Origin of the sequence: Roseomonas haemaphysalidis, assembly GCF_017355405.1 — a bacterium.
Classification (GTDB): domain Bacteria; phylum Pseudomonadota; class Alphaproteobacteria; order Acetobacterales; family Acetobacteraceae; genus Pseudoroseomonas; species Pseudoroseomonas haemaphysalidis.
Window position 1 is genome coordinate 3,420,907 of record NZ_CP061177.1, and the last position, 26,408, is coordinate 3,447,314.

General features: G+C 71.8%; 24 protein-coding genes and 1 tRNA gene. 20 read left to right on the forward strand and 5 right to left on the reverse strand.

Going from position 1 to position 26,408, the window contains the following annotated elements:
- The first annotated feature begins 15 nt into the window (after nucleotides 1-15).
- From IAI59_RS15920 to lhpI, 17 genes are all read left to right on the forward strand, one after another.
- The gene (locus IAI59_RS15920) at nucleotides 16-1,536 is read left to right on the forward strand and encodes an ABC transporter substrate-binding protein (protein WP_207415110.1); all 1,521 of its coding nucleotides are present in this window, start codon (nucleotides 16-18) and stop codon (nucleotides 1,534-1,536) included.
- Nucleotides 1,537-2,529 (forward strand): ABC transporter permease, encoded by a 993-nt coding sequence (locus IAI59_RS15925; RefSeq protein ID WP_207415109.1) that lies wholly within the window; start codon nucleotides 1,537-1,539, stop codon nucleotides 2,527-2,529.
- Nucleotides 2,526-3,386: an ABC transporter permease gene (locus IAI59_RS15930; protein ID WP_207415108.1), complete on the forward strand. Its 861-nt coding sequence runs from the start codon at nucleotides 2,526-2,528 to the stop codon at nucleotides 3,384-3,386. Before IAI59_RS15925 ends, IAI59_RS15930 begins: the two co-directional genes overlap by 4 nt.
- Nucleotides 3,386-5,035, forward strand: coding sequence for a dipeptide ABC transporter ATP-binding protein (locus IAI59_RS15935; RefSeq protein WP_207415107.1), 1,650 nt, complete (start codon nucleotides 3,386-3,388; stop codon nucleotides 5,033-5,035). The genes IAI59_RS15930 and IAI59_RS15935 overlap by 1 nt, the downstream gene beginning before the upstream one ends.
- A gap of 953 nt (nucleotides 5,036-5,988) precedes the next feature.
- Nucleotides 5,989-6,135, forward strand: coding sequence for a hypothetical protein (locus tag IAI59_RS15940; RefSeq protein WP_207415106.1), 147 nt, complete (start codon nucleotides 5,989-5,991; stop codon nucleotides 6,133-6,135).
- A 72-nt stretch (nucleotides 6,136-6,207) separates the two neighbouring features.
- Nucleotides 6,208-6,762, forward strand: coding sequence for a dCTP deaminase (dcd, locus tag IAI59_RS15945; protein WP_207415105.1), 555 nt, complete (start codon nucleotides 6,208-6,210; stop codon nucleotides 6,760-6,762).
- A gap of 20 nt (nucleotides 6,763-6,782) precedes the next feature.
- Nucleotides 6,783-8,042 carry a UDP-N-acetylglucosamine 1-carboxyvinyltransferase gene (gene murA / locus IAI59_RS15950; protein ID WP_207415104.1) on the forward strand — a complete coding sequence of 420 codons (1,260 nt, stop codon included), beginning with the start codon at nucleotides 6,783-6,785 and terminating at the stop codon, nucleotides 8,040-8,042.
- 36 nt (nucleotides 8,043-8,078) lie between these two features.
- The gene (hisG, locus tag IAI59_RS15955) at nucleotides 8,079-8,774 is read left to right on the forward strand and encodes an ATP phosphoribosyltransferase (protein WP_207415103.1); all 696 of its coding nucleotides are present in this window, start codon (nucleotides 8,079-8,081) and stop codon (nucleotides 8,772-8,774) included.
- Entirely contained in the window at nucleotides 8,771-10,063 is a 1,293-nt protein-coding gene (gene hisD, locus IAI59_RS15960) for a histidinol dehydrogenase (RefSeq protein WP_207415102.1), read from the forward strand. The genes hisG and hisD overlap by 4 nt, the downstream gene beginning before the upstream one ends.
- A complete protein-coding gene (locus IAI59_RS15965; protein WP_207415101.1) occupies nucleotides 10,060-10,224 on the forward strand; it encodes a hypothetical protein in 165 nt (54 codons plus the stop codon). Before hisD ends, IAI59_RS15965 begins: the two co-directional genes overlap by 4 nt.
- Nucleotides 10,225-10,392: 168 nt before the next feature.
- Complete coding sequence (gene infA / locus IAI59_RS15970) at nucleotides 10,393-10,611, forward strand: translation initiation factor IF-1 (RefSeq protein WP_007003972.1); 219 nt, start codon at nucleotides 10,393-10,395, stop codon at nucleotides 10,609-10,611.
- A complete protein-coding gene (locus tag IAI59_RS15975) occupies nucleotides 10,608-11,201 on the forward strand; it encodes a Maf family nucleotide pyrophosphatase (RefSeq protein ID WP_207415100.1) in 594 nt (197 codons plus the stop codon). The genes infA and IAI59_RS15975 overlap by 4 nt, the downstream gene beginning before the upstream one ends.
- Nucleotides 11,202-11,206: 5 nt before the next feature.
- Complete coding sequence (locus tag IAI59_RS15980; RefSeq protein ID WP_237181144.1) at nucleotides 11,207-12,289, forward strand: ribonuclease E/G; 1,083 nt, start codon at nucleotides 11,207-11,209, stop codon at nucleotides 12,287-12,289.
- Nucleotides 12,279-12,449, forward strand: a complete 171-nt coding sequence (gene yacG, locus IAI59_RS15985) for a DNA gyrase inhibitor YacG (protein ID WP_207415099.1) — start codon at nucleotides 12,279-12,281, stop codon at nucleotides 12,447-12,449. Before IAI59_RS15980 ends, yacG begins: the two co-directional genes overlap by 11 nt.
- 112 nt (nucleotides 12,450-12,561) lie before the next feature.
- A tRNA-Phe gene (locus IAI59_RS15990) sits at nucleotides 12,562-12,637 on the forward strand.
- A gap of 93 nt (nucleotides 12,638-12,730) precedes the next feature.
- Nucleotides 12,731-14,074 (forward strand): carbohydrate porin, encoded by a 1,344-nt coding sequence (locus tag IAI59_RS15995; protein WP_207415098.1) that lies wholly within the window; start codon nucleotides 12,731-12,733, stop codon nucleotides 14,072-14,074.
- 82 nt (nucleotides 14,075-14,156) lie between these two features.
- Entirely contained in the window at nucleotides 14,157-15,110 is a 954-nt protein-coding gene (gene lhpI, locus IAI59_RS16000; protein ID WP_207415097.1) for a bifunctional Delta(1)-pyrroline-2-carboxylate/Delta(1)-piperideine-2-carboxylate reductase, read from the forward strand.
- Between the two features lie 39 nt (nucleotides 15,111-15,149).
- Here the strand turns inward: lhpI and IAI59_RS23360 are convergent, their stop codons facing one another.
- Entirely contained in the window at nucleotides 15,150-17,306 is a 2,157-nt protein-coding gene (locus IAI59_RS23360; protein WP_207415096.1) for a DUF4214 domain-containing protein, read from the reverse strand.
- Between the two features lie 209 nt (nucleotides 17,307-17,515).
- Here IAI59_RS23360 and IAI59_RS23365 point away from each other — a divergent pair, with 209 nt between their 5' ends.
- The 3 genes from IAI59_RS23365 (at nucleotide 17,516) to IAI59_RS16020 (ending at nucleotide 21,909) form a co-directional block, all read left to right on the forward strand.
- Nucleotides 17,516-19,369: a tetratricopeptide repeat protein gene (locus tag IAI59_RS23365; RefSeq protein WP_207415095.1), complete on the forward strand. Its 1,854-nt coding sequence runs from the start codon at nucleotides 17,516-17,518 to the stop codon at nucleotides 19,367-19,369.
- Between the two features lie 207 nt (nucleotides 19,370-19,576).
- Complete coding sequence (locus IAI59_RS16015; RefSeq protein ID WP_207415094.1) at nucleotides 19,577-20,932, forward strand: SEL1-like repeat protein; 1,356 nt, start codon at nucleotides 19,577-19,579, stop codon at nucleotides 20,930-20,932.
- On the forward strand, nucleotides 20,929-21,909 hold the full coding sequence (locus tag IAI59_RS16020) for a TAXI family TRAP transporter solute-binding subunit (RefSeq protein WP_237181145.1): 981 nt from the start codon (nucleotides 20,929-20,931) through the stop codon (nucleotides 21,907-21,909). Before IAI59_RS16015 ends, IAI59_RS16020 begins: the two co-directional genes overlap by 4 nt.
- Nucleotides 21,910-22,080: 171 nt before the next feature.
- Here the strand turns inward: IAI59_RS16020 and IAI59_RS16025 are convergent, their stop codons facing one another.
- Genes IAI59_RS16025 through nikC form a run of 4 tightly spaced genes read right to left on the reverse strand, consistent with a single transcriptional unit; the run spans nucleotide 22,081 to nucleotide 26,407 of the window.
- A complete protein-coding gene (locus tag IAI59_RS16025) occupies nucleotides 22,081-23,862 on the reverse strand; it encodes a S9 family peptidase (protein WP_207415093.1) in 1,782 nt (593 codons plus the stop codon).
- Nucleotides 23,863-23,893: 31 nt separating this feature from the next.
- Entirely contained in the window at nucleotides 23,894-24,652 is a 759-nt protein-coding gene (locus IAI59_RS16030) for an ABC transporter ATP-binding protein (protein ID WP_207415092.1), read from the reverse strand.
- Nucleotides 24,649-25,515 (reverse strand): ABC transporter ATP-binding protein, encoded by an 867-nt coding sequence (locus tag IAI59_RS16035; RefSeq protein ID WP_207415091.1) that lies wholly within the window; start codon nucleotides 25,513-25,515, stop codon nucleotides 24,649-24,651. The genes IAI59_RS16030 and IAI59_RS16035 overlap by 4 nt, the downstream gene beginning before the upstream one ends.
- The gene (nikC, locus tag IAI59_RS16040; protein WP_207415090.1) at nucleotides 25,508-26,407 is read right to left on the reverse strand and encodes a nickel transporter permease; all 900 of its coding nucleotides are present in this window, start codon (nucleotides 26,405-26,407) and stop codon (nucleotides 25,508-25,510) included. Before nikC ends, IAI59_RS16035 begins: the two co-directional genes overlap by 8 nt.
- Nucleotide 26,408: the final 1 nt, after the last annotated feature.

Genomic DNA, 26,408 nt, shown 5'->3' on the forward strand with positions numbered 1-26,408 from the left:
CGGAAACCATTGCCCATGACCGCCTCCGCCATCTCCCGGCGTTCCGCCCTGACCATGGCCGCAGCCCTCGCCGCCGCCACCGCCCCGCGATCCGCCCGCGCGGCAGAGGCCCGCGGGCCCGCCGTGCTGGCGATCGACACCGTGGCCACCCTGGACCCCGCCCATGCGCGGGCGACCGGCGGCAACCTGTCCGTGCTGTCGCAGGTGCTGTCGTCGCTGACCACGCTGGACGCCTCCGGCCGGCTGGTGGGCGACCTCGCGACCGGCTGGGAGGTCGATGCGGCCACGCGCTTCACCTTCCACCTGAACCCCGCCGCGCGGTTCCAGAACGGCAAGCCGCTGGACGCCTCCGTCGTCGCCTGGAACTTCCAGCGCATGATGGACCCGGCGATCCGCGCGACCGCCAACACCGACCTCGGCCTGATCGACCGGGTCGAGGCGGCCGGCCCGCACACGGTGGTGTTCCACACCAAGCGCCCCTGGCTGGAGCTGCCACGCCGCCTGAGCTGGATGTTCATGCTGGAGCCGGAGTGGACCGGGACCCACAACCCCAAGGTCGAGGTCAATGCCTCCGGCGCCTATCGCATGGTCAGCTTCGACCCCGGCGGCGACATCGTGCTGGAGCGCAATCCGGACTTCCACGGGCCGGCGCCGGCGATCGAGAAGGTCTTGTATCGCGGCATCGACAGCCCGGCCGCCCGCATCTCCGGCATCCGCGGCGGTGAGATCGACGCCACGCTGCGCATCGACCCGATTGACATGGCCCAGCTGCTGACCCTGCCGGACTACACCGTCGGCGCGCGGGAAGGGCAGCGCTTCCACGTGCTGAAGTTCCATTTTGGCAACCGGGCGCTGGCCGATATCCGCGTGCGGCAGGCGATCAACTACGCCATCAACAAGGACGCCATCACCAAGGCCATCTTCCGCGGCTATGTGGGCGCCGGCACCACCCAGGTGCTGAACCCGCAGACGCCCGGCTTCAACGACAGCTACAAGCCCTGGCCCTATGATCCCGCCCGGGCGAAGGCGCTCCTGGCCGAGGCGGGATATGCCGGCGGGCTGTCGCTGACGCTGAAGACCTCGGTGGAGGGATCGTCGCTGGCGGTGTCGCCGATCTGTCAGATCATCGCGGCACAGCTCGGGCAGGTTGGCATCCGGCTGCAGGTGGCGCTGCTGCCCTACTCGGCGTTTCTCGCGCTGCGCACGCAGCCCGAGCTGGCGCCGGATTTCACCTATGCCGGCTATGTTTCTCAATCCAACTCGGCGACCGAGCTGTTCGGACAATACAGCAGCAAGGGACCCTACGCCTTCGGCCCGATGCCGATGACCTTCGACCGCGCGGTGGAGGTGCAGCGGGAGGCGCTGGAGGCCGACCAGCAGATCCGTGACATCAAGGCGGCGTCGCAGGCGATGCTGGACGACGTGCTGGAGGTGTTCCTGTTCATCCAGCCGCAGACCTTCGCGGTTAGCAAACGGCTGCGCTGGCAGGCGCGCAGCGACGACTGGATCAAGGCCAGCGACATGAGCTGGGCCTAGATGCCGGGCGTCACAAAGAGTGGCAGCACCGGCTGGCTCGCGGCGCGCCTCGCGACCCTGCGGGTCCCGGTCACCCCGGACTTCCTGGCGCGGCGGCTGCTGGGCGCGGTGGTGGCGGTCTGGGGCGCGGCCACCGTGGTCTTCGCCATGATCTTCGCGACCGGCAACCCGGCGGTCTATCTCGCGGCCGAAAGCGCCAGCGCCGCCGATGTGGCGGCACTGGCCCGCGCCTATGGCTTCGACCGGCCGGTGCCGGTGCAGTACTGGGACTTCCTGGTGAATCTGGCCACCGGCAGCTTCCCGCCCTCCCTCTTCACCGGCCGCCCCGCCTTCACCGAGGTGCTGCTGCGCGTGCCGCGGACGCTGCAGGTCAGCCTCAGCGCCGTGGTGCTGGGCTCGGTGGTGGGGCTCGCCGCCGGCTATCTCGCCGCGACCGGGCGGGTGCCGCTCTTGCGCAGCCTGCCGCTGCGGCTGCTGATGGTGCTGCAGTCCACGCCCAGCTTCTTTCTGGCGCTGGTGCTGATCCTGCTGTTCAGCCTGACCCTGCGCTGGCTGCCGACCGGCGGCACCGGCAGTTGGCTGCATCCGGTGCTGCCGATGGTGACGCTGGCCTGCTACGTCGCCCCCGGCGTCGCGCGGCTCTTCGCCGCCTCGATCCGCGAGGTGCAGTTCGAGGAGCATGTGCTCACCGCCCGCGCCATGGGCCTGTCGGAACGGCGCATCCGCATCCGCCACGTGGCAGTCAATGCGCTCGGCGCGGTGATCTCGCTGATCGGCCTGCAGGTCGGCGGCATCCTCAGCGGCGCGGTGATCGTGGAAAGCGTCTTCTCATGGCCGGGCGTGGGAGAACTCCTGGTGCGCTCGGTCAACAACCACGACTATCCCGTGGTGGTGGCGGCGGTGATGCTGATCTGCCTCGGCTACGTCGGGGCCAGCCTGGTGGTCGATATCCTGGTGGCCCTGGTCGACCCCCGCGCGCAGGAACGTCGATGAGCGAGATATCCGTCACCCTGCCCGCCCAGGCGCAGCCCCGCCCCTCGCGCTGGCTGCGCGCCCTGGCCGGCGCGGCGGCCCCCGCGATGCTGGCGGTGGTGGTGGTGCTCGTCTGCGCCGCGCCGCTGGTCTCGCCCTACGATCCCAACGAGCAGGACCTGCTGAACCTCCTGGAAGGCCCCTCCGCAGCGCACTGGTTCGGCACTGACATGCTGGGCCGCGACGTGTTGAGCCGCGTGCTGTGGGGCGGCTGGCCGCCGCTGCTGGTCGGCCTCTGCTCGGTCGCCATCGCCCTGGCCGTGGGCACGGCGGCGGGGATCGCCGCCGGCTTCCGCCAGGGGCGGGTGGACAGCGTCATCGGCCGCGTGGCCGATATCCAGATGTCGATCCCCGGCCTGGTGCTGGCCCTGCTCGTGCTGGCGCTGTTCGGCTCGGCGGTGACGAACCTCATCTTCGTCATCGCGATCGAGAGCTGGCCGCTGCACTTTCGTGTCGTGCGCGCGCATGTCCGCGCCGTGCGCGGCCACGCCTATGTCGAGGCCGCGCAACTGGCCGGGCACGGCGTGGCACGCATTCTCTGGCGGCATATCCTGCCCTCCACCCTGCCGTTGCTGGCGATCACCGCCACGGTGAACTTCTCCCACGCCGTGCTGGCCGAGGCGGGGCTCAGCTTCCTCGGCATCGGCATCCAGCCTCCGGCGGCGGACTGGGGAATGATGGTGTCCGAGGGCAAGACGCAGCTCTCGGCGGCCTGGTGGATCTCGGTCTTTCCCGGGGTGGCGCTGCTGGTCGTCCTGCTTTGCGCGCAGTTGATCGGCGATGGGTTGTCGCGGCGCATGGCAGTGGGGGCGGAGTGATGGCCGAACCGGAGTCGGATGTCCTCGACCTGCGGGACCTGCGGGTGGAGATCGGGGCGGTGCGCGCGGTGCGCGGCGTGTCGCTCCGCATCGCGCGGGGCGAGGTGCTGGGGCTGGTGGGCGAAAGCGGCTCCGGCAAGTCCATGACGGCGCTTTCCATCGCCGGCCTGACCCCCGCCGCGGCACGGATCAGCGTCGGGCATCTGTCCGTGGCGGGGCAGGTGCTGGCGCGCACCACGCCCGCCGAATGGCGGCGACTGCGCCGGGACGTGGTGGGCTTCGTCTTCCAGAATGCGATGCGCGCGCTGAACCCGCGCCTGACGGTGGGCGCGCTGATCCGCGAGGCGCTGCCGGCGGGCGAACAGGACGCCGTCACCGCCCATCGTCGCGCCCTGGCGCTGATGGAGGATGTCGGCATCGACCGCGCGCGGGACCGCCTGTCGCAATACCCGCACGAACTGTCGGGCGGGCTGGCGCAGCGCGTGGTCATCGCCCTGGCGCTGGCACGGCGGCCGAAGCTGTTGATCGCCGACGAGCCGACCACGGCGCTCGACGTGTCCGTGCAGGCGCAGATCCTCGACCTGATCGACCGGCTGCGGCGGGAACACGGCCTGGGCGTGCTGCTGGTCTCGCATGACCTGGAGGTGATCGGCGACCGCGCCGACCGCGTCGCGGTGATGTATGCGGGCGAGATCGTCGAAGCCGGCCCATGCCGCGACGTCATCGGCCGGCCGTCGCACGACTATACCCGAAGCCTGCTCGCCGCGACGCCGGGCCGGCTGATCGCGGACAGGGCGGAACAGGTGGCGCCTGCCCCCAGGCCACGCTCGCGCCCGTTGGCCGAGGCGGTGGGCGTGTCGCGCAGCTTCGCGGCCGGTGGCCTGCGGTTGCCCTGGCGCCCGGCGCGGCGCCGCGATGCGGTGCGGGACGTCACCGTCACCGTGCGGCCCGGTGAGTCGCTGGGCATCGTCGGCGAAAGCGGGTCGGGCAAGACGACGCTGGCACGTATGCTGGTCGGGCTCGAGACGCCCGATACGGGCGACATCCGTTTCGACGGGCGGGAGGTCCGTGGCCTCGACGCCGCGGAGAAGGCGGGCTGGCGTCGGGACGTGCAGTTCATCTTCCAGGACAATGCCGCTGCCCTGGACCCGCGGCACACGATCGGCCACAGCATCCTGGAGCCGCTCAGCCTGCGCAGCCTATCCCGGGCGGAACAGGACGCGCGGCTCCGGAAGGTGCTGGAGGAGGTCAGCCTGCCGGCGGGCTTCGCCACGCGGCGGCCCCATCAGCTTTCGGGCGGGCAGCGCCAGCGGGTCGGCATCGCTCGGGCCTTGATCTCCGATCCCCGCCTGATCATCGCGGATGAGCCGGTGTCGGCGCTGGATGTCTCGGTCCAGGCGGTGATCATGAAGCTGCTGAACCGTCTGCGGGCCCAGCGGGGGATCAGCTATGTTGTCATCTCCCACGATATCGGCGTCATCCGCTACCTGTGCGACAGGATCGCGGTGATGCGTCACGGGCAGGTCGTCGAGGCAGGCGACACGCTGCAGGTGCTCGATGATCCGCAGCATGCCTATACGCGCAACCTCCTCGACGCCGTGCCCGGCACCATGCTCAGACGGCATCTCGATAGGATGCCGACAGCCTGATGCACCCGATCCCCCTGAATGAAGGGATGGGCGGGCCCGGTATCAGGTCTCAAGTCAGGATGTCCCCGCACGATCGGCCTCTCGATGATCGTACGCCGTGAACTGGACGCTCGCCTCTTGCCAGAGGGGGCGCTGGGTCTGGTGCCTCTCAATCAAGGCCAGAGAAAGCTGCAGGAACGGAGTATCCCTCCAGCCAGGGGGGGAGACGGGGCTCAAGCCCTGCTGGTCTTTTTGGTTTGCATGGGACCCGCTCGCCCGGGCTGGAGTTTGAGGGATCCGACGTCGGCCTGCGGGCAAGCAGGACCCAGGGTACCGACGCAGGGGGACGCGCGCTGGTATCGCCGGCCGTCGAGGTCCCGACAGCAGGGCCAAGTCGAGACGGCCGGCATTCCCACATGTCCATGGCGCCCCCCTACAAACACTGGATGAGTGGCAGAAAGACTGCCTTAAACCCCACGTGCCGCCGGGCCGAGCCGGGGTGAAGCCCAGCCCCCAGACCCTCCGTCATACCTGGGCGCCCCAGCTTCGTGCCGGTCTCCGTAAGCCATGGCGTCGCACAATGAGGGTTAGGCGACGAACAATCGCACAGGTTGAATGTTACGCTCGGATAATACACACTTTGATGTTACCGATCATCCGGGCTGTACGGGGCTGTCCCGCGCAAGGCATGGCTTGCGCCGGAAGACGAGCGGTGGCACATAGCTGCCACACCAATCCTTACCGGTTCGGCTAAGGCATTGGTTGTGTTTCGGAATATACTGTTGTGCGTTTCCCTTGGTAAGGGAAAGGTCCAGGGTTCGATTCCCTGCAGCAGCATGTCCGGAAGAACTCCAGCCGTGCCGAGCCGACCCTGCCGCGCAGGTGCCCCCGCGCCTTTCCGGCATCCGGACCTGTCCCGCATGACCAAGCCGCCACCCGACCATCCCTCCCCCCCGTGCCCACCCGCGTCTGGCTTGTCTCCTGCGGGACAGCGTCGTGCCGCCGAGGCCGCCAAGCGCCAGGCCGCCGCGCTGCGCGAGAACCTGCGCCGCCGCAAGGCGCAAAGCCGCGCCCGCGATGCCGCCGCGCCCCCGCCGGCCGACGACGACACCCCCGCCTGATCCGCTCGGTTGCGGCGCCACGGCGCCTGCGGTAGACCCCGGCGCCATTCTGCGCGCACGGAACCCCGCCCCATGTCCATCATGCCCGACCACTGGATTCGCCGCATGGCGACCGAGCAGGGCATGATCGAGCCCTTCGTGGAGAACCAGCGGCGCGAGGGCGTGATCTCCTTCGGCCTGTCCTCCTTCGGCTACGACGCCCGGGTGGCCGACGAATTCAAGATCTTCACCAACGTGGACAACGCGCTGGTCGATCCCAAGCAGTTCGACGACGGCTCCTTCGTGTCGCGCCAGGGCCCGACCTGCATCATCCCGCCCAATTCCTTTGTGCTGGCCCACACCGTGGAATACTTCCGCGTGCCGCGCGACGTGCTGGTGATCTGCCTGGGCAAGTCCACCTACGCCCGCTGCGGGCTGATCGTGAACGTCACGCCGCTGGAGCCCGAATGGGAAGGCCAGGTGACGATCGAGATCAGCAACACCACGCCGCTGCCCGCCCGCATCTATGCCAACGAGGGCATCTGCCAGTTCCTGTTCCTGCAGGGCTCGGCGCCGCCGGACGTGTCCTACGCGGACCGCCGCGGCAAATACATGGGCCAGCGCGGCGTCGCGCTGCCCCGCCTGTAAGATGGTAAGGAAGTAAGGCGATGGACCGCATCCGCATCCGTGGCGGCCGCCGGCTGCAGGGCACCATCGCCGTCGGCGGCGCCAAGAATGCCGCGCTGCCGCTCTTGGCCACCGCGCTGCTGACCGGCGACGGCGTGACGCTGACCAACACCCCCGCCCTGTCCGACGTGGTGACCATGGCGGCGCTGCTGGAGCAGCACGGGCTGCGGGTGGAGCACGACCGCGCCAGCCAAAGCATCCGCCTGGAAGGCGAGGCCACGAACTTCGAGGCGCCCTACGACCTGGTGCGCAAGATGCGCGCCTCCATCCTGGTGCTGGGGCCGCTGCTGGCGCGCTACCGCCAGGCGCGCGTGTCGCTGCCCGGCGGCTGCGCCATCGGCACCCGCCCCGTCGACCTGCACCTCAAGGGGCTGGAGGCGATGGGCGCGAAGATCGACCTGGAAGCCGGCTACATCGACGCCAGCGCGCCCGAGGGCCTGCACGGCGCCAAGATCCTGTTCCCCCAGGTCTCGGTCGGCGCCACCGAGAACCTCCTGATGGCGGCGACCCTGGCGCGCGGCACCACCACCCTGGTCAACGCGGCGCGCGAGCCGGAGATCGGCGACCTCGCCGCCTGCCTGGTGTCCATGGGTGCGAAGATCGACGGCATCGGCACCGACCGGCTGGTGATCGAGGGCGTGGACAGCCTGCACGGCACCACCCACCCCATCCTGCCTGACCGCATCGAGGCTGGCACCTTCGCCTGCGCCGCCGGCATCACGGGCGGCGAGGTGCTGCTCGCCGGCGTGCGGGTGGAGATCTTCGGCTCCGTCGCGGCCAACCTGCGCGAAGCCGGCATCGAGCTGACGCAGGAACAGGCTGGCCTGCGCGTGGCGCGCGTGGATGGCCTGCGCGGCGTGGATGCCGTGACCGAGCCCTTCCCCGGCTTCGCCACCGACATGCAGGCGCAGTTCATGGCCACCATGGCGGTGGCCGAGGGCGCTTCCATGATCACCGAGACGATCTTCGAGAACCGCTTCATGCACGTGCCGGAGTTGTCCCGCATGGGCGCGCGCATCAATGCCCACGGCTCGTCGGCCATTGTGCGCGGCGTGTCGCGGCTGACCGGGGCGCCGGTCATGGCCACCGACCTGCGCGCTTCCGTGTCGCTGATCATCGCCGGGCTGGCCGCGCAGGGGGATACGGTGGTCAACCGCGTGTACCACCTGGACCGCGGCTACGAGCGGGTGGAGCAGAAGCTGGCTGGCGTCGGCGCGGACATCGAACGTCTGCGCGACTGACATGACTCCGCCACGGACACGGTGCTAAACTCCGTCATGGACCAGCCTTTCAACGAAGCCGGCCTGGAGCCGGACGCCGCCACCCCTCTCGTGCTCGCATTGCCGAAGGGGCGCATCCTGAAGGAGCTGGGGCCGATGCTGGCCCGGACCGGCATCGTCCCCGCCGCCGATTTTCACGACGAGAACAGCCGCCGCCTGCGGTTCGAAACCAGCAACCCGTCGCTCGACGTGGTGCGGGTCCGCTCCTTCGACGTCGCGACCTTCGTGGCCTTCGGGGCCGCCCAGATCGGCATCTGCGGCGCCGACGTGCTGATGGAGCACGACTACCCCGAGATCTACGCGCCGCTCGACCTCGGCATCGGCCGCTGCCGCGTCAGCGTGGCGGAGCCGGTGGAAGTGGCCGGGCGGGCCGACCGCAAGCGGTTGTCGCGCGTGGCGGTCGCCACAAAGTACCCCAACATCGCGCGGCAGCACTTCGCCCGCCAGGGCATCCAGGCCGAGGTGGTGCACCTGAACGGCGCCATGGAGCTGGCCCCCGCGCTGGGCCTGTCCAACCTGATCGTCGACCTGGTGCAGACCGGCTCCACCCTGAAGGCCAACGGGCTGGTGGAAACCGAGGTCATCGCCCCCGTCACCTCCCGCCTGATCGTCAACCGCACGGCGCTGAAGACACGCCCGGAGGCGATCGGCGCCTGGCTGGCCCGCTTCCGCGCGGCGCTGGAGGCCGCATGATCCGCCTGGATACTAGCGAGGACGGCTTCGAGGCCGGCTTCGCCAGCCTGCTCGACATGGCGCGCGATACCACCGCGCGGGTGGACGGCGCAGTGGCGGAGATCATCGCCCAGGTGCGGCGGAGCGGCGACTCCGCGCTGCTGGAGCTGACCGCCCGCTTCGACCGCTGGCAGCCGGCCTCCGCCGAGGCCCTGCGCGTCACGCCGGCCGAGATCGATGCCGCGCTGGCGGAATGCGACCCCGCGCTGATCGCGGCGCTGGACCATGCCGCGACGCGCATCGAGCGCTTTCACCGCGCCCAGATGCCGGCGGACGTGCTGCTGGACGACCCGGCGGGCCTGTCGCTCGGCATGCGCTGGGGGGCGATCGACGCGGTGGGCATCTACGTGCCCGGCGGCAAGGCGGCCTATCCCTCCTCCGTGCTGATGAACGCCATTCCCGCCCGCGTCGCCGGCGTATCCCGCGTGGCCATGTGCGTGCCCACCCCCGGCGGCGTGCTGAACCCGCTGGTGCTGGCCGCCGCCCGCCGCGCCGGCGTGTCCGAGGTCTGGCGCATCGGCGGCGCGCAGGCCATCGCGGCGCTGGCCTGGGGCACCGCGTCCATCCCGCCCGTGGACCGCGTGGCCGGCCCCGGCAACGCCTATGTGGCGGAAGCCAAGCGGCAGGTGTTCGGCCGCGTCGGCATCGATTCCATCGCCGGCCCATCCGAGGTGGTGGTGATCGCCGACCGCTGGCAGGACCCCGCCCGCGTGGCCATGGACCTGCTGGCCCAGGCCGAGCACGACGAAAGCGCCCAGTCCATCCTGATCACCGACAGCGCGACCCTGGCCGGCGCCGTGGAGCGCGCGGTGCAGGACGCGCTGCAGACCCTGCCCCGCGCCGCCATCGCCGGCGAAAGCTGGGCGCGCAACGGCGCCGTCATCGTCGCCCGCAGCCTGGAAGAGGCCGCGGCCCTGTCCGACCGCCTGGCGCCCGAGCACCTGGAGCTGCTGGTGGAGGAGCCGCGCGCCCTGTTCGCCCGCATCCGCCACGCCGGCGCCGCGTTCCTCGGCGGCTTCTGCCCCGAAGCGCTGGGCGACTACATCGCCGGTCCCAACCACGTGCTGCCCACCGGCCGCACCGCGCGCTTCGCGTCCGGCCTGTCGGTGTTCGACTTCCTGAAGCGCACCACCTGGGTGGACGCGACCCAGGAAGGGCTGGCCGCCATCGGGCCCGACGCCGTGCTGCTGGCCGAGGCCGAGGGGCTGGGCGCGCATGCGCAAAGCATCGCCATGCGGCTTGGCCGGTGAACCTCCGGCTGCTGGCGCTGGGGCTGGCGGGCGCCACCGTGGGTGCGGCGCTGGCCGGCGACTGGGCGCTGGTGGCGCCGCTCGGCCTCGGCATGCTGCTGGCCTGCGTGGTGTCTTCCCGCCCGCCGCGCGGTGGCGCCGGGCCGGGCGCGCGGGGCTGACCCCGCCAGCCTGTCCTTGACCCGGAGCGGTGCCGCCATCATGTTCTGCCCGCGAATTTTCCGGCGCATCCCTCGCGGCGGTCCCTCCGGCATGGCCGGTCGCAACCCCCGCGGACGGCACCGCCGCCCCGTTCTGATGAATGCCCATCCCGGCAACGAAGAGGTCTGATGTCTAAAGAAGATATGATCGAGTTCAGCGGCCAGGTCGTCGAACTGCTGCCCAACGCGATGTTTCGCGTCAAGCTCGACAACGAGCACATGGTCCTGGCCCACACCAGCGGGAAGATGCGCAAGAACCGCATCCGCGTGCTGGCCGGCGACCGCGTCAACGTCGAGATGACGCCCTACGACCTCACCAAGGGCCGCATCACCTTCCGCTTCAAGTGAGCGCTCTGGCTGCCCGACCGCCGCTGGTATTGGCCAGCGGCAGCCCGCGCCGGGTGGATCTGCTGGCGCGGATCGGCGTCACGCCCGACCGCATCCTGCCCGCCGACATCGACGAGACGCCCGCGCGCGACGAGTTGCCGCGCCTGCTGGCCGCCCGCCTATCCCGCGCCAAGGCCGCCGCCGTGGCGCCGCTGGCGCCCGATGCGGTGGTGCTGGCCGCCGACACGGTGGTGGGCGTTGGCCGCCGCATCCTGCCCAAGGCGGAGACGGAGGCCGAGGCGCGGCAATGCCTGGACCTCCTGTCCGGCCGCCGCCACCGCGTGCATACCGGCGTGGCCCTGGCGCTGCCCGATGGCCGCGTGCTGACGCGGCTGGTGGAAAGCGTCGTCACCTTTCAGCGCCTGACGGCGCAGCAGGTGGACGCCTACATCGCCGGCGGCGAATGGCGCGGCAAAGCGGGCGGCTACACCATCCAGGAATCGGCCGAGGCCTTCGTGCGCTTTCTGTCCGGCAGCCATTCCAACGTGGTCGGCCTGCCGCTTTACGAGACGGCGCAGCTTCTGCGGGGCATCGGCTGGCTGCGCCCCTGATCCTGGTGTCCGCCTCGCCGGGCGAGCAGCGCACGGCGCTGTGGCGGGACGGCCGGCTGGACGCGGCCTTCGTGGAGCGTCCGTCCCGGCCCGAGGGCCTGGGCGACCTGCATGTTGGCCGCCTCAACGCCCGCGCGCCCGCCATGGCCGGCGCCTTTGTGGCCCTGGTGGGCGACGACACCGGCTTTCTGCCGGATTCCGAGGGCGCCAAGGGCCGCACGGAAGGCGAATGGCTGCGCGTCGCCGTCACCCGCGCCGCCCAGGGCGGCAAGGGCCCCCGCCTGTCCCTGCGGCCGCCGCCGGAGCCGGTGTCCGGCCCGCCCCGGCTGCTGTCGCGTGGCCCGGACGCCCCCCTGCGGCTGGCCGCGCAGCACCCCGATGCCCCCCTGCTCACCGACAGCGCCGCCACCGCCGCCCGGCTGCGCGCCGCGGTGGGCGTGGAGCGCGTGCGGCTGTCCGCCGCGCCGGCCTTCGACGACGCGGTGGAAGCCGCCTTCGAGGAGCTGTCCGGCCCCGAGGTGGCGCTACCCGGTGGTGGCCGCCTGTCCATCCACCCCACCCCCGCGCTGGTGGCCATCGACGTCGATGCCGGCGGGCTGGCCGGCGGGCGCGATGCCGCCGCGCACATGGCGTTGAACCGCGCGGCGTTGTTCGAGGCAGCGCGGCAGATCCGCCTGCGCCACCTGGCGGGCGCCATCCTGCTGGACATGGCGGGCCTGCCCGTGGCCCGCCGCAAGGCGCTGCTGCCGGCCATGCAGGAAGCCGCCGCCGCCGACCCCGACCTGCGGGTGCTGGGGCTGACCGGCCTTGGCCTGATCGAGATGCAGCGCCGCCGCGTGCGCGCCCCGCTGCACGAGGTGCTGGGCCAGCCGCTGTCGGCGCTGTCGCGCGGGCTGGCGGCGCTGCGGGCCGGGCTGCGGCAGGCCCGCCCCGGGGCACGGCTGGCGCTTACCGCCTCCCCCGCCGTGTGCGCCGCGCTGCGGGGCTGCCCCGGCGCGCTGGATGCCTTCGCCGAGGCCGCCGGCCCGCTGGCGCTGCGCCCCGACCCCCTTTGTCCCCCAGGCCAGGAGCATGTGCATGGCGACTAAGACCGGCCCGAAATGCCCGATCTGCGGCAAGCCCGCGGTGCCCGAGCACCGCCCCTTCTGCTCCGCCCGCTGCCGGCAGGTGGATCTTGGCCGCTGGCTGAGCGGCGATTACGTGATCCCCGGCGCGCCGGTGCCGGAGGAAGACGACAAGGAAAACTGAAAAGCCCGCGTCGGGCGAAACAATCGGCGAAACCGGCTGGACAGACGGCCCGGCCTCGTTTATCTCGCGCCTCCTCTACCGGCGGCACCGGCAACGGCGCTTCCGCTCATGGGCCCAGATAGCTCAGTTGGTAGAGCATACGACTGAAAATCGTAGTGTCGCTGGTTCGATTCCAGCTCTGGGCACCATCCTCTCCCTTCCAAGACCGACACACGCTGCGGCTTGCTTTCGCGCCAGGACGCGCGAGGATGCGCTTTCCATCCCGCATGCCGAGAGCCGCCATGATGCCTCGCCGGATCGCGCCGCCGCTGCGCCTCGCCGCCGCCCTGCTGCTGGCCGCCCCCGCCGCCGCGCGGGCGCAGACCGCCGACAGCGTGCCCGCCGCCACCGCCTGCGAGGAAGGGCGCGACCTCGGCAGCGGCGTGTGCGTCAATGCCGGGTTGCTGGTGGACGGCTTCGCCAACCTGCGCGGCGGCGTGCGGCGCGGCGCCGTGGCCCTGGGGCAGCTCACCGCCGCCACCACGGTGGACCTGGGCGAGGCGCTGTCGCCCGCCCTAGACGGCTGGCGCTTCGGCGCGAGCGTGGTGGGCATCTACGGGCGCCAGCCGACGGCCAACTTGGTCGGCAGCCTGGCCGCTGTCAGCAATGCCGAGGCGCTGTCCGCCCCCCGCCTCAGCGCGCTGTGGCTGGAACGCAGTTGGGAGGACGTGCTGTCGCTGCGCGCGGGCCAGCTCGCGGTGGACACCGAGTTCACCGTGGCCGAGGCGGCGGAGAACCTGGTCAACGGCACTTTCGGCTGGCCGGTGGGGCTGGCGACCAGCCTGCCATCGGGCGGCGTTGCCTACCCCTTCGCGGCGCCCGGCGCGCGGCTGGCGCTGGGCGCGCCGGACAAGGGCACCGGGCTGCGCATTGGCGTGTTTTCCGGCGACCCGGCGGGGCGGCCGGGCGAAGGCACGGACCCGCAGCGCCACAACCGCTTTGGCACCACCTTCAGCTTCAGCGGCGGCACTTTTCTGATCGTGGAAGCCGTGACCGGCGGCACGGCGGAGGACGGCCCCCGCCCCTGGACCGCCAAGCTCGGCGCCTGGACGCTGCGGCGCGGCGGCTTCGACTCGCAGCGCCTGGACAGCGCCGGGCTGTCGCTGGCCGACCCGGATGCCGGACCGCCCCGCCGCTTCGCGAACAACCAGGGCGTCTACGGTGTCGGCGAGGCGACGCTGTGGCGCGAGGGCCCGCGCAACCTCGCCCTCTTTGCCCGCGCCTTCGCGCAGCCGGGGGACCGCAACCTTGTGTCGCTGCAAACCGATGCGGGGCTGGCCTGGCGTGGTGCCTTCGGGCGGGACGACGAGACGTTGTCGCTCGGTGCCTCGCTGGCGCGCATCGGGCGCGACGCGCGGCGGCTGGACCAGGACGCCGCCGCCTTCGGCGACGCCCGGCCGGAGCGCGACCACGAGCTGGTGCTGGAAGCCAATTACGACGTGGCGCTGGCCGGCGGCGGGCTGCACCTGCGCCCCGGGCTGCAATGGCTGCTGCACCCGGCCGCACGGGCGATCGACGACCGCGAGCCCGGCCGCCCGCTGAAGAACGCGGTGGTGGCCGGGCTGCGCCTGCAAGCCGGCTTCTGACGGCGGCCGGGCACCGGCTCGACACGGTTTGGCCGATGCGACACCCTGGCCGCCGCCAGAGTGCCCACAGCCAGGACCACCGATGACCCAGCCCCTGCAAGCCGACGCCAGCCAACTCGCCCGGGTGCTGGATGCCCCTGCCCTGCGCGCCGCCCTGGCCGCGATGTTCCGCGACGGCTGCGAGGTGCCGGTGCGCCACCACCACACCGTGGCCGCCGGCACGGGGCCGGATGCCACGCTGCTGCTGATGCCGGCCTGGCAGCCGGGGCGTTTCCTGGGCGTCAAGGTGGTCAACGTCTTTCCCGGCAACGGCGCGCTGGGCCTGCCGGCGGTGCAGGGCACCTACCTGCTGTTCGATGGCCGCACCGGCGTGCTGCTGGCCACGCTGGACGGCAACGAGCTGACGGCGCGGCGCACCGCCGCCGCCTCCGCCCTGGCCGCGTCGTATCTGGCGGCGCCGGAGGCCGACAGCCTCCTGGTGGCGGGTACCGGCCGGCTGGCGCCGCATCTGGCGCGCGCCCACGCAGCGGTGCGGCCGCTGAAGCGCATCGCCATCTGGGGCCGCGACGGCGGCAAGGCGGCCCAGGTCGCCGCCACGCTGCGGGCGGAAGGGCTGCCGGCCCAGGCGGCGCCCGACCTGCGGGCCGCGGTGGGCGAGGCGCGCATGGTGAGCTGCGCCACGCTGAGCCGCGCACCGCTGGTGCAGGGCGCATGGCTGCGGCCCGGCACGCATCTGGACCTGGTGGGCGGCTTCACGCCCGAGATGCGCGAAGCGGACGACGAGGCGGTGCGCCGCGCCAGCGTCTTCGTGGACGCGCCGGGTGCCTTGTCGGAAGCCGGCGACATCGTGCTGCCGATGCGAAGCGGCGCGCTGCGCACCGGGGGCGTGCTCGCCAACCTCGCGGCCCTGGTGCGGGGCGAGCATCCCGGCCGCCGGACGGCCGACGAGATCACGTTGTTCAAGTCGGTCGGCACCGCCGAGGAAGACCTCGCCGCCGCCGTGCTGGCCTTCGGCCGGCTGCGCGCGCCGGAATGACGGCCCGGCCCCGGAGCGGGGGCCGGGCCGCCGGCCGCCTCACACGAAGACGTCGTCCGGCTGCAGGCTGATGCCGGATGCCGCGAGCTGGAACAGCGCCGTCTGGGCCTCGCCGGCATCCAGGAAGCTTTGCACCACCGCGGCGCGCGTGCCGCCCGAGCCCAGCACGCCCGTCCAGAAGGCCAGCCCATCCGCATCCGCTTCGCGCCCGAAGGCATTGCCGTACAGGCTGGACACGAAGTCGGCGTCGGTGGCGGTGCCGTAGCGGTCGGTGAACTCGGCCGTGTTGACGAAGGCCGAAGCAAGCTGCTGCTCCGTCAGCACGCCGCTCGTCAGGCTGTCGGCCTGGAACTGCAGCCCGGCGACGTCGCCCGAGCGGCCCAGCGCCGTCAGGTAGCCGCGCTGCGCCAGCAGCACGTTGTAGTCCGCCACGACCAGCCCGCCCGTGGCGCCGCCGGTATCGGCCGAGATGGCCTCGGCCGATGTCGCGATCTCCGCCAGCATCTCGGCGCGGGACACGCCGCCGCCGAGCGCCTGCACGCGCGCGGCGGTTTCATCCGCCCCCGCCCCGCGGCCCAGGGCGGTGGCATAGGCGGTCTGCACGAAGCTCGCGTCGTCCAGCCCGCCCAGCCGGGCGGCCCCTTCCGCCGAGCCCAGAAAGCCGTTGGCCAGCGCCGTGCCGGACATCCCCTGCTCCAGCATCGCCGTCCAGCGCGCCAGGCCCAGCGCGTCGCTTTCGCGGCCCAGCACGGCGTTGTACAGGCGGTCCACCAGCGCGGCGTCGGTGTCGGCGGTGTATTCCACCCGCGCGTCCACCAGTTCCGCCCGCTCGATGCCGACAAAGGTGGTGACGTCGGCCGTGCTCATGGCGATGCTGGAAGCACCGCCCGGCAGGCCCAGCGCGATGGAAACGTCGCCGCGGCCGGTGGCCGCGAAGATCAGGCGGTCGAAGCCCTCGCCGCCATCCACCGTGTCGAGGCCGGCGGTGGCGGTGATCGCGTCGTCGCCCCCACGGCCCAGGATGACGTTGTCGGCCGCGTTGCCGCGCAGCGTGTCGTTGCCGTTGCCGCCGGTGGCGTTCTCGATCACCACGCCGTTGGCGATGGTGAAGCCGCCACCGATTCCGGCCGCGTAGCTGAGCACGCCGGCGCTGGTTTCGCTGAGGTCCAGCGTCGCGGCGGTGAGGTCGATGATGACATTGCGGCTGCCGGCCACGGCATTGCCGTTCGCGTCCATCACGTCGTAGCGGATCTCGTCGATGCCGCCGGCATCCCAGATCGATTCCCAGTAGGCCCGGTCAGGCTGGTAGATGATCGACTCCGGCACGCCGGCCTCGTTGGGCTCGCCGCGCACGAAGGGATGGGGGTCGTTGGAATCGGGCAGGATGTAGACGTTGTCGCCCGTGCGGAACGCGGTGTTGGCGCCGTACAGGTACTGGATGGCGGCGATGTCGTAGGCCATGGGCGTGGCCGCGAAGCCGTGGTCCAGAAAGAAATCGTCCGCCACCGGGCGCTGGCGGGTGGGCACCAGCTGGATGATGCCGTTGTCGTCGAACTCGTAGCCATGGATGTAGGACATGACCGAGCCGAACATGTGGTTCAGCTCCAGCACGCCCAGGCTGCGCTGCCGCTCGGCCGAGCTTTCCTCCGCGCTGATGCCGGGAAAGTAGTTGCCCGCGAAATCGCCGCTGCCGCCGTCATGCGGGTGCTTGAGGCCTAGCCCGTGGCCGACCTCATGGATGAAGGTGCGGTAGAAGTTGCCGCCCGGCTCCAACTGGTCCGGCGACCACTGCCGCACGTTCACCGCCTCGAAGTTGTAGGTGCCGCGCGACTGAGCGGTGGTGCTGGCGCTCGGCAGGCTGTGCGAGGCGGAAACAGTGCCGCCGGCCGTGGCCTGGTCTTCCAGCCGCTCCAGGAACAGGGCCTCGGCGGCGGTGTTCACCCGGTTGAACGACACGTTGGCGACGTTGCTCCAGCCCTGCACCGCCTTTTCCCAAGCGGCGGTTTCGAAGGGCCGCCAGGTATAGGCGGTGTTGCGGCCGCTGGCGTCGGTGCCGGGCAGCACGTCGAAGTAGTAGTTGACGACAAAGGGCGTGCCCCCGGGTGTTCCCGGATCGTTGACGTAGTGCCGCCCGTTGTTGATGAACGCATCGACGAACTGATTGCCACTTTCAGGAGAGAGCTCGGTCTGCGCCATGCCGGATTCACCTTTTCCCCTGGGCGGATCATGAAGGCATCGTGGGATGCGCCGCCCAATGATTACAATCTGACTACCGGAAATTCATGTGGTCCAGAGGCGCGGGACCGGTCACAGCGTGTGATCACAAATTATCGAGGCGATGTGAACATTGTCTGCCATTGTAATGTCCCCGCAATGATCGCCGGGCGGCGGGGCGCGGTGCCGGCATGACCGGCCTTGACGGGCCCGCCATGCGGCTGTTGCAGCAGGGCGTCGCGCTGCTGCAGCAGGGGCGGCTCGCACAGGCCGAGCCGTTGCTCCGGGCCGTGCTGGCGCGTTGCCCCGCCTCGCCGGACGCTCATCAGCTCCTGGGCACCGTTCTTGCCGCGCTGGGCCGGCCGGGAGAGGCCGAGCCCCTGCTCCGGCAGGCCGTGCAGGCGCGGCCGGAGTCCGCCGATGCGCATGGCAACCTCGGCAATCTTCTGCGCGACCTGGGCCGCCCGGGGGACGCCGTCGCGTGCCTGCGGCGCGCCATCCAGCTGCGCCCGCACTACCCGGAAGCACACAACAACCTGGGCGCCGCGCTGCGCGACCTGGGCCACCACGCGGCCGCCGGGGCCAGCTTTCGCGAGGCCCTGCGCCAGCGCCCAGGTTTCGCGCTGTGCCACGCCAATCTCGGCGGGTTGCTGCGGCACCAGGGCGACATGCCGGCGGCCGAGGCACAGTTCCGCGCCGCGCTCGGCGCCGGCGACGCGACGGCCGAGGTGCTGGCGGGGCTTGGCGCCAGCCTGCGCGGGCAGGGCCGCGACCGGGACGCGGAAGCCCCGCTGCGCCAGGCCCTGCGGCATGAGCCGGAACGCACGGAGTGCTGGGTGGAGCTGGGCCTTGCGCTGATCGGCTGCCACCGCGCCGCCGAGGCGGTGCCTTGCTTCGAGGCCGCGCTGCGGCTGGCGCCCGGGCTGGCGGAAGCCCGCCTGGGCCTGGGTGTCGCCATGGCGGCGCAGGGCGAATACGACCGGGCGGAGCGGCAGGTGCGCGAGGCCGTGGCGCTGGCACCCTCGCTCGCCGCCGCGCACAACGCGCTGGGCGACATCCTGCGCAACCGCGCAGAATTCGCGGCATCGGAAGCCAGCCTGCGCCATGCCCTGGCGCTGGCACCGGATCTGGCGGAAGCCCAGGTCAACCTGGCCTTCACCCTGCTGCAAACCGGACGCATGGCGGAGGGCTGGGCCGCCTACGAGCACCGCTGGCGGGCGGCACCCTGGGTGCACCGGCCCCGCGCGCTGCCCGGCCGCCCCTGGCGGGGCGAGCCGCTGGCTGGGCAAAGCATCCTGCTGCATGGCGAGCAGGGGCTGGGCGACAGCCTGCAGTTCCTGCGCTTCGTCACCCTGTTCGCGCCGGATACGCGGGTGGTGCTGCAGGTGCAGCAACCATTGGTCGGACTGCTGCGATGCCTTCCAGGCCACGTCACGGTGCTGGGGCCTGAGGATGCCCCGCCGCCGGTGGACTGGCACTGCGCCTTGCTCAGCCTGCCGCACCGGTTTGGCGGCCGTCCGGTGCCGGCGCCACCCTACCTGTCCGCCGACCCAGCCGCCGTGGCGGAATGGCGGCGGCGGCTCGCCGCCGCGCCGGGGCTGCGGGTGGGCCTGGCCTGGGCCGGCAGCCCGGGCCTCGTCGCCAATGCGCGGCGGTCCCTGCCGCTGCGGGATTTGGACGCCCTGGCCGGGCTCGCCGGGGTCAGCTTCGTGTCGCTGCAACGCGGCCCGGCGGCGGCGGAACCTTCCGCCCTCCCGCTGTGGCGACCACAAATGCGGGGCGACGGCTTCGACGACACAGCCGCGCTGGTTGCCGCACTGGACCTGGTGATCTCGGTGGACAGCAGCGTGCTGCATCTCGCGGGGGCACTGGGCGGTCCGGTGTGGCTGCTCAACCGCCACGACCCGTGCTGGCGCTGGCAGCATGGCGAGGCGGGCAGCGCCTGGTATCCATCGCTGCGCCAGTTCCGGCAAACGGTGCCGGGCCATTGGGGCAACGTGGTCCAACAGGTCCGGCAGGCCTTGCAGGAACGATGCCCTCAATGACGCCCCGCAGGGCCAGGGACAGCAGTGCGGCGGGCGGGCAATGACTTGCCGCGCTGCAACTAATCCGCCCCGGGGGCGAAGTTGTGCGATGTAATCATTAATTGCACCCGGCGCAATTTTGAAAACAGATCGTAACATGTGGCGCCGGCAATGCAGTCACGCTAGGATCACTTGAAACGCTGACAAGAGGCCTCACGGAGGCAAATAGTGCAGGACCACAGCCAGGATCTCTTGTGGCGGGACAGCGCGCCGGTGGCTGGGCCCGCCCTGCAGGCGTCGATCGCGCTTCTGCAAGGTGGCTGGGTGCTGATGGCCCACGGGACCGACGGCCTGGTGCCGGGACCCATCATCCTGGCGCGCAGCCAGACGGGCGTCGCGCTGTTCGAGCTGGAACCCAGCTGGACGCCCGACCTGGTCAGCCGGTTCCGGCGGCAGCTGGATGTGGCGGGCTTCACCACCGCGTTTCCCGGCTACCTGCCGGTGATCCACCGCCGCCTCCGCGTGGACGACCTCCCCTACCTCGCCGTGATCCTGGACGAGGGCTTCACCTTTCAGGACCCGATCCGGCTGCCGCCGGACGACCGCTGGCGCCACGCGCTGCAGGTGGTGCTGGCGCAGCCCCCGGCGAACCCGCCCCCCCCGCCCCCACCCGCCGCACCGGCCCGGCGGCGTGGACGCGCGGCGTGGCCGATCATCGTGCCGGCCATGCTGGGCCTGACGCTGGCGGGCGTCGCCACGGTGGCCTTGGTGCCGCGGCCATGGACCGGCGGCCCCGCTCCGGCGCCACCGCCGATCGTCGTGGCACTGACCGAGGAGGCCCCGCCGGCAACGCGGCCCGAGGCCACCGGGGCGCCCGCCCCCGGCTTGCCCGATGCCGTGGATGCCGCCATGGCCAGCGCGCCGGAGCCGTCGCCCGAGGCCGTGCCGGATGCCGCGCCGTTGCCGCCCGCGCAGGCCATCGACCCCACCCCGCCGCCCGAGGATGTGGTGGCCGAGCAAGGCATGCCGCCGCTGGCCGCCACGTTGCCCGTGCCGGCAGAAGATACCGCCCTGGCGCCAACGCCCCTGGCACCCGAGCGATCCGCCGACATGGAACCCCTATCGCCGCCGGACGGCACCTGGGCCACCGGTCCCGGTTCTGCGGAACCGGTATCCGCCGAACCGGTGCCACCCCCCCTGGTGGTGGCCATGCCGACAGACACGCCGCCCGTGGTGCAGGCGGTGTCCGCGGAACCGCTGCCGGCCCCTGCGGCCATCCCGTCCGTGGTCGCCGCCACGCCGCCGGACCCGCGCGCGACCGCCACGCTGCTGCGGCGCGGCACGGCGCTGCTGGCGCTGGGTGACATTTCCGGTGCCCGCCGTTTTCTGGAACGCGCCAGCGAAAGCGGCAATGCCGACGCCGCCCGCCTGCTGGCCGAAACGCTGGACCCCAACACCTTGCCGCAGTTCCGCACCCGCGGCCTGCAGCCCGACCCCGCCGCCGCCCTGCGCTGGTACCACCGCGCGGCGGCGCTGGGCGCTGCGGTCGAACGGCCCATCGCCACCCTGGAGGCCGCCCCGTGACCAATGCCCCCGCCGCCGCCCTGGGGCGCCGCCTGCTGCTGGCCGGCGCGGCGGCCACCGCCGCCATGCCCGCCGCCCTGGCGCAGCCGGCACCCGGCGGCCAGGCCAGCATCACCGCCCTGACGCAACGTGCCAATGCCGGCACGGTGGGCGTGATCGCCGGCGGCGTGGACGGCACCTACATCCGCATCGCGTCCGACCTCGCTTCCGTACTGGATGACGGCGACGGGCTGCGCGTGCTGCCGATCCTGGGCAAGGGCTCGCTGCAGAACATTGCCGACATCGTGCTCCTGCGCGGCGTGGACATCGGCATCGTGCAATCGGACTCGCTGGCCTACGCGCGCTCGCGCCGGCTGGTGCCGGGGCTGGACCAGCTGATCCAGTACATCGCCAAGCTGTACGACGAGGAGGTACATGTCCTGGCGCGCGGCGACATCGGCTCGGTCGCGGATCTTGCAGGCAAGACCGTCAACATCGACGTCGCCGGCAGCGGCACCGCCATGACGGCGTCGCTGCTGTTCGAGCTGCTGGGCATCCGCGTGCAGCCGGCACAGGACACGCAGGACGTGGCCCTGACGCGGCTGCGCGCCGGCGAGATCGCCGCCATGGTCTTCGTGGCGGGCAAGCCGGCGCGCCTGTTCGCCGGCATCCCGCCCGGCAGCGGCCTGCGCTTCCTGCCCGTGCCCGCGACGGACGCGCTGATCGAGACCTACCTGCCGTCCAGCCTCGCCGCCGCCGACTACCCGTCCTTGATCGCCGAGGGGCAAGGCATCGAAACCATCGCGGTGGGCGCGGTGATGGCGGTCTATGCCTGGCAGCCGGGCACGGAGCGGCACCGCAAGGTGGCCCGCTTCGTGGAGGCCTTCCAGGCGAAGTTCCCCGCCTTTCTGCGCCCGCCGCGCCACCCCAAGTGGCGCGACGTCAACCTGGAAGCGCAGGTGCCGGGGTGGACGCGCTTCAACGCGGCGTTGCGTTAGCGCTGCGGGAAAAGGTCGGGGGAAGGAATTCCCCCGAACCCCCATCTTTTTTCTGTCGGGGTTTGAAGTCCGCTGTGGCGGAGTTGCGCTTTCGGCAACGGCATCGGCGTTCCGCCACGCGGCGGGAAATCCAAGAAGAGGCGGTCCGGGGGGAGTCGCTCCCCCGGCCCTTTATCCCATCAGGTGCTGCCGCAGGAAGCCGGCGACCGCCAGCATCACCGTGCGGCGGTTGTCGCGCTTCAGGAATCCGTGGCCTTCATCGGGGAAGATGACGGATTCCACGGGAACGTTGCGATTCTTTAGGGCCTGCACGATCTGCGCGCTTTCGTGCGGCGGCACACGCGGGTCGGTCAGGCCCTGGGCCACCAGCATGGGGCAGCGGATGTCGCCCGCCTTGTGCAGCGGCGACAGGCGTTCCAGCAGCTCCGCATCCGCGACGGGGTCGCCGTATTCGGCTGCGCGGTGGCCGACGCGCCAGGGGCCGGTCCGCTCGAAGAAGGTTTTCCACCGCGCGATGCCGTAGTAGTCCACGCCCGCGGCCCAGAGCTCCGGCTGTTCCGTCACGGCCGCCAGCACCATCCAGCCGCCGTAGCTCTGCCCCATGATGCCGATGCGCTGCTTGTCGAAGCGCGGCTGCGCGCCCAGCCAGGCATGCGCGGCGGCGAGGTCGCGCACGCTGTCCATCCGTTTCTCGCGGTCGTCCAGCGCCGCGTAGTCGCGGCCATAGCCGGTGGAACCGCGCACATTGGGCACCAGCACGGCGATGCCGAGCGACAGCATAAGCTGCAGGTCCGGCCGCCAGTTGGGCAGGGCCTGCATGGCCGGGCCGCCATGCACCCAGACCAGCACCGGCCAGCCCCGCGCCGGCGCCTCACCCGCCGGCAGCGCCAGGAAGCCCGGCAGGTCGCGGCTGTCAAAGGTGGGGAAGCTGACGGTCTGCCAGTCCACCACCGCTTCCGGCGCGGCGCTGGCGGCGAACAGCAGCTCCGCCGCGGCCTCGCCCCGGCGGTGGCGCCACAGGGTGGCGGGGCGGGTCGGGCACACGAGGTCGAAGGCCAGGCTGCCCCCATCCGGGTGCCAGGACAGCTTGGTGATGACCCCGGGCGGGTGCTCCGGGCTTTCCAGCACCGCGCCGGTCGCGGCATCCAGAATATGCAGGCGCGACCAGGCGGCCTCGTTGACCACCACCGCGAGGCGCGACTGGTCGGGCGAGACCTCCAGCTTTTCCACGTCGGCATCCGGCGCGAACAGCCGGCGTGGCGTGCCACCCGGCAACATGAAGGCGACGCACAGAAACTCGCCGCCCCGGTCGGTCAGCAGCCAGAAGCCCTCGCCATCCTTGCGCCAGCGCGGGTTCATGTGGCGCCAGTCGCCCTGGTGCGGCGTCAGCGGCGTGGCCGCGCCATCCGGCGCCACCGCGATCAGCTCGCTTTCAAAGGTGCGCGGCGCGGTGGACAGCACCACGGAACGCCCGTCCGGCATCCAGCCCGGCAGCTCGTGCGGGCCCTGCACCTCGCGAAGCCGGGTGGCGGCGCCGGTGGCGATGTCGATCACCACCGGGTCGGCATGCGCCGGGTCGCGGCTGTTGGCGGCGCAGGCCACGCGCCGGCCGTCCGGCGAGAAGGCGCCCCAGGCATGGATGGTGCGCGGGTCGGCGGTCAGCGGGCGTGGCTCGCCTTCCGGCTCCAGGCGGTACAGCTGCACGCGCTCGTCGCCGGCGCTGTCGCGGCCGAACACGGCGCCGCCGTCGGCGGGGCTGCCGGCCACGAAGCTGACCGCATCCCGGTGCGCGCTGCGTGGGCGGGGGGCGCCGCCCCCGGCCGGCAACTCCCACACCTGGGCGGAGCCGCCGGCATCGCACAGGAAATACAGCCGGCCGTCGGCAGCGAAGGAGGGCAGGCTGGCGGCGGGCGCGGCCAGCAGGGCGTCGAGGCGGGCTTCGATCTCGGTCATGCCGCCATAGCAGACCCTGCGGGCCGCCAGATCAAGCCGCCCCGCGGCTCGCCGCCAGCAATTCCCGGCTGTAGGGGTGCGAAGCCCGTCCGGCGCGCAGATCCGCGACCGGAATCTGCTCGACGATCTCGCCCCCGTTCATGATCGCGACGCGGGAACAGAGATGCGCCACCACCGCCAGGTCGTGGCTGACCATGATGTAGGTCAGCCCCCGCTCCTGCCGCAGCCGGGCCAGCAGGTTGAGGATCTCCGCCTGCACGGACACGTCCAGCGCGCTGGTCGGCTCGTCCAGCAGCAGGATCTCCGGCTCCAGCACTAGGCAGCGCGCGATGGCGACGCGCTGCCGCTGCCCGCCCGAGAGCTGGTGCGGGTAGCGGTAGCGGAAAGCGGTGCCGAGGCCGACCGCCTCCAGCACCGCATCCACCCGCTCCTGCGGCCGGTCGAGGCCATGGATCGCCAGCGGCTCCAGCAGCACCTTGTTGACCATCTTGCGCGGGTGCAGCGAGCCGTAGGGGTCCTGGAACACCATCTGCGCCCGGCGGAAGAAGGCCTTGTCGCGGTGGTGCGGCAGCTCCTGCCCGTGCAGCAGGAGCGCGCCATCATACTGCTCGTTAAGGCCCGAGAAGGCGCGCAGCACGGTGGACTTGCCGGAACCGCTCTCGCCGATCAGCCCGAAGGCCTCGCCCTTGCCGACCTTGAAGGAAACGTCCTTCACCGCGTGGTTGGCGCGCGCGCCATGACCGAAATGGATGTCGAGGCCGACCGCCTCCAGCGCGGGCGGCGGGGTCATGCGGGCACTCCGAAGCGCCAGGCGGGGCCGTCGCGCCAAGCCGGGTCGCGGGTGGGGACGGCCAGCACCTCCACCGGCTCCTCCAGCCGCGGCAGGCTGCGCAGCAGCGCCTGGGTGTAGGGGTGGCGGGCGGCGTGCAGCTCGGCGGCGTGCAGCTCCTCCACCACGCGGCCGGCATACATCACCAGCACGCGGTCGCAGAACTCGGCGACGAGATTGAGGTCGTGGCTGATGAACACCAGCCCGGCGCCGCGCCGCGTCACCAGCTCATCCAGGATCGCCAGCACCTGCCGGCGCACCGTGACGTCCAGCGCGCTGGTCGGCTCGTCCGCCACGATCAGGTCGGGTTCCGTCACCAGCATCATCGCGATCATAATGCGCTGGCCCATGCCGCCCGAGACCTCATGCGGATACAGGTCGTACACCCGGGCGGGGTCGCGGATCTGCACCGCCTCCAGCATGGCCATCGACTTCTCGCGCGCCACGGCCTTGGAGACGCGCTGGTGCAGGCGGCAGGATTCGGCGATCTGCGCGCCGACGCGGATCAGCGGGTTCAGCGAGTACTTCGGGTCCTGCAGGATCATCGAGATGCGGGCGCCGCGGATGGTGCGCAGCTTGCGCTCGCTGGCGGCCATCAGGTCGATGCCGTCGAAGCGCATCTCGGCCGCCGTCACCGTCGCCGCGCGGGGCGACAGGCGCAAGAGCGCGCGGCCGGTCATCGACTTGCCGGAGCCGCTTTCGCCGACGATGCCCACCTTCTCGCGGCCGATGTCGAAGGAGACACCCCGCACGGCTTCGATCGGTCCGTTGGCGGAGGGGAAGGACACGCGCAGGTCGCGCAGGCGCAGGAGCGGCTCAGCCATGACGCGGGTCCAGAATGTCGCGCAGCCCGTCACCGAACAGGTTGAAGGCCAGGCTGGTGAGCAGGATGGCGCAGCCGGGAATGGCGGCGATCCACCAGGCATTCATCACGAACTGCCGGCCGGTGGAGAGCATCGCCCCCCATTCCGGGCTCGGCGGCTGCGCACCGAGGCCGAGAAAGCCCAGCCCCGCCGCCGTCAGGATGATGGCCGCCATGTTCAGCGTGATGCGGACCACGACGGAAGGGATGCACATCGGCATCACGTGGTGGAAGATGATCCGCATCCGCGACGCGCCTTGCAGCCGCACGGCGGCGATGTAGTCGGATTTCCGCACCGTCAGCGTCTCCGCCCGCGCCAGCCGCGCGATGGGTGGCCAGGCGGCGAGCGAGATGGCGATGATGGCGTTCTCGATGCCCGGGCCGAGCGCGGCGACGAAGGCCAGCGCCAGGATCAGGCTGGGAAAGGACAGAAAGATATCCACCAGCCGCATCAGCACCGTGTCCGTCCAGCCGCCGATATAGCCGGCGGTGGTGCCGATGATCAGCCCCAGCGGGGCCGCGATCAGCGCCGCCAGAAAGGCGATGTAGAGCGTGATGCGCGAGCCGTAGACGACGCGCGAGAAGATATCCCGCCCCAGGTCGTCCGTGCCCAGCCAATGCGCGGCGGAGGGCTTCTGCAACCGCGCGCCCAGGTCCTGCGCCAGGATGTCATGCGTGGCGATCAGCGGCGCGAAAAGCGCGATGCCGATCAGGACGACCAGCAGCACGAAGCCCGCCATGGCCGGCGGGTTGCTCCGCAGCCGCCGCCAGGCGGACCAGCCGGCCTGGGCGCGGGCCTGCCAGGGCGTGGCGGGCACCGGCTGCCGCAGCCATTCTCCCAGTGTCATGCTCATG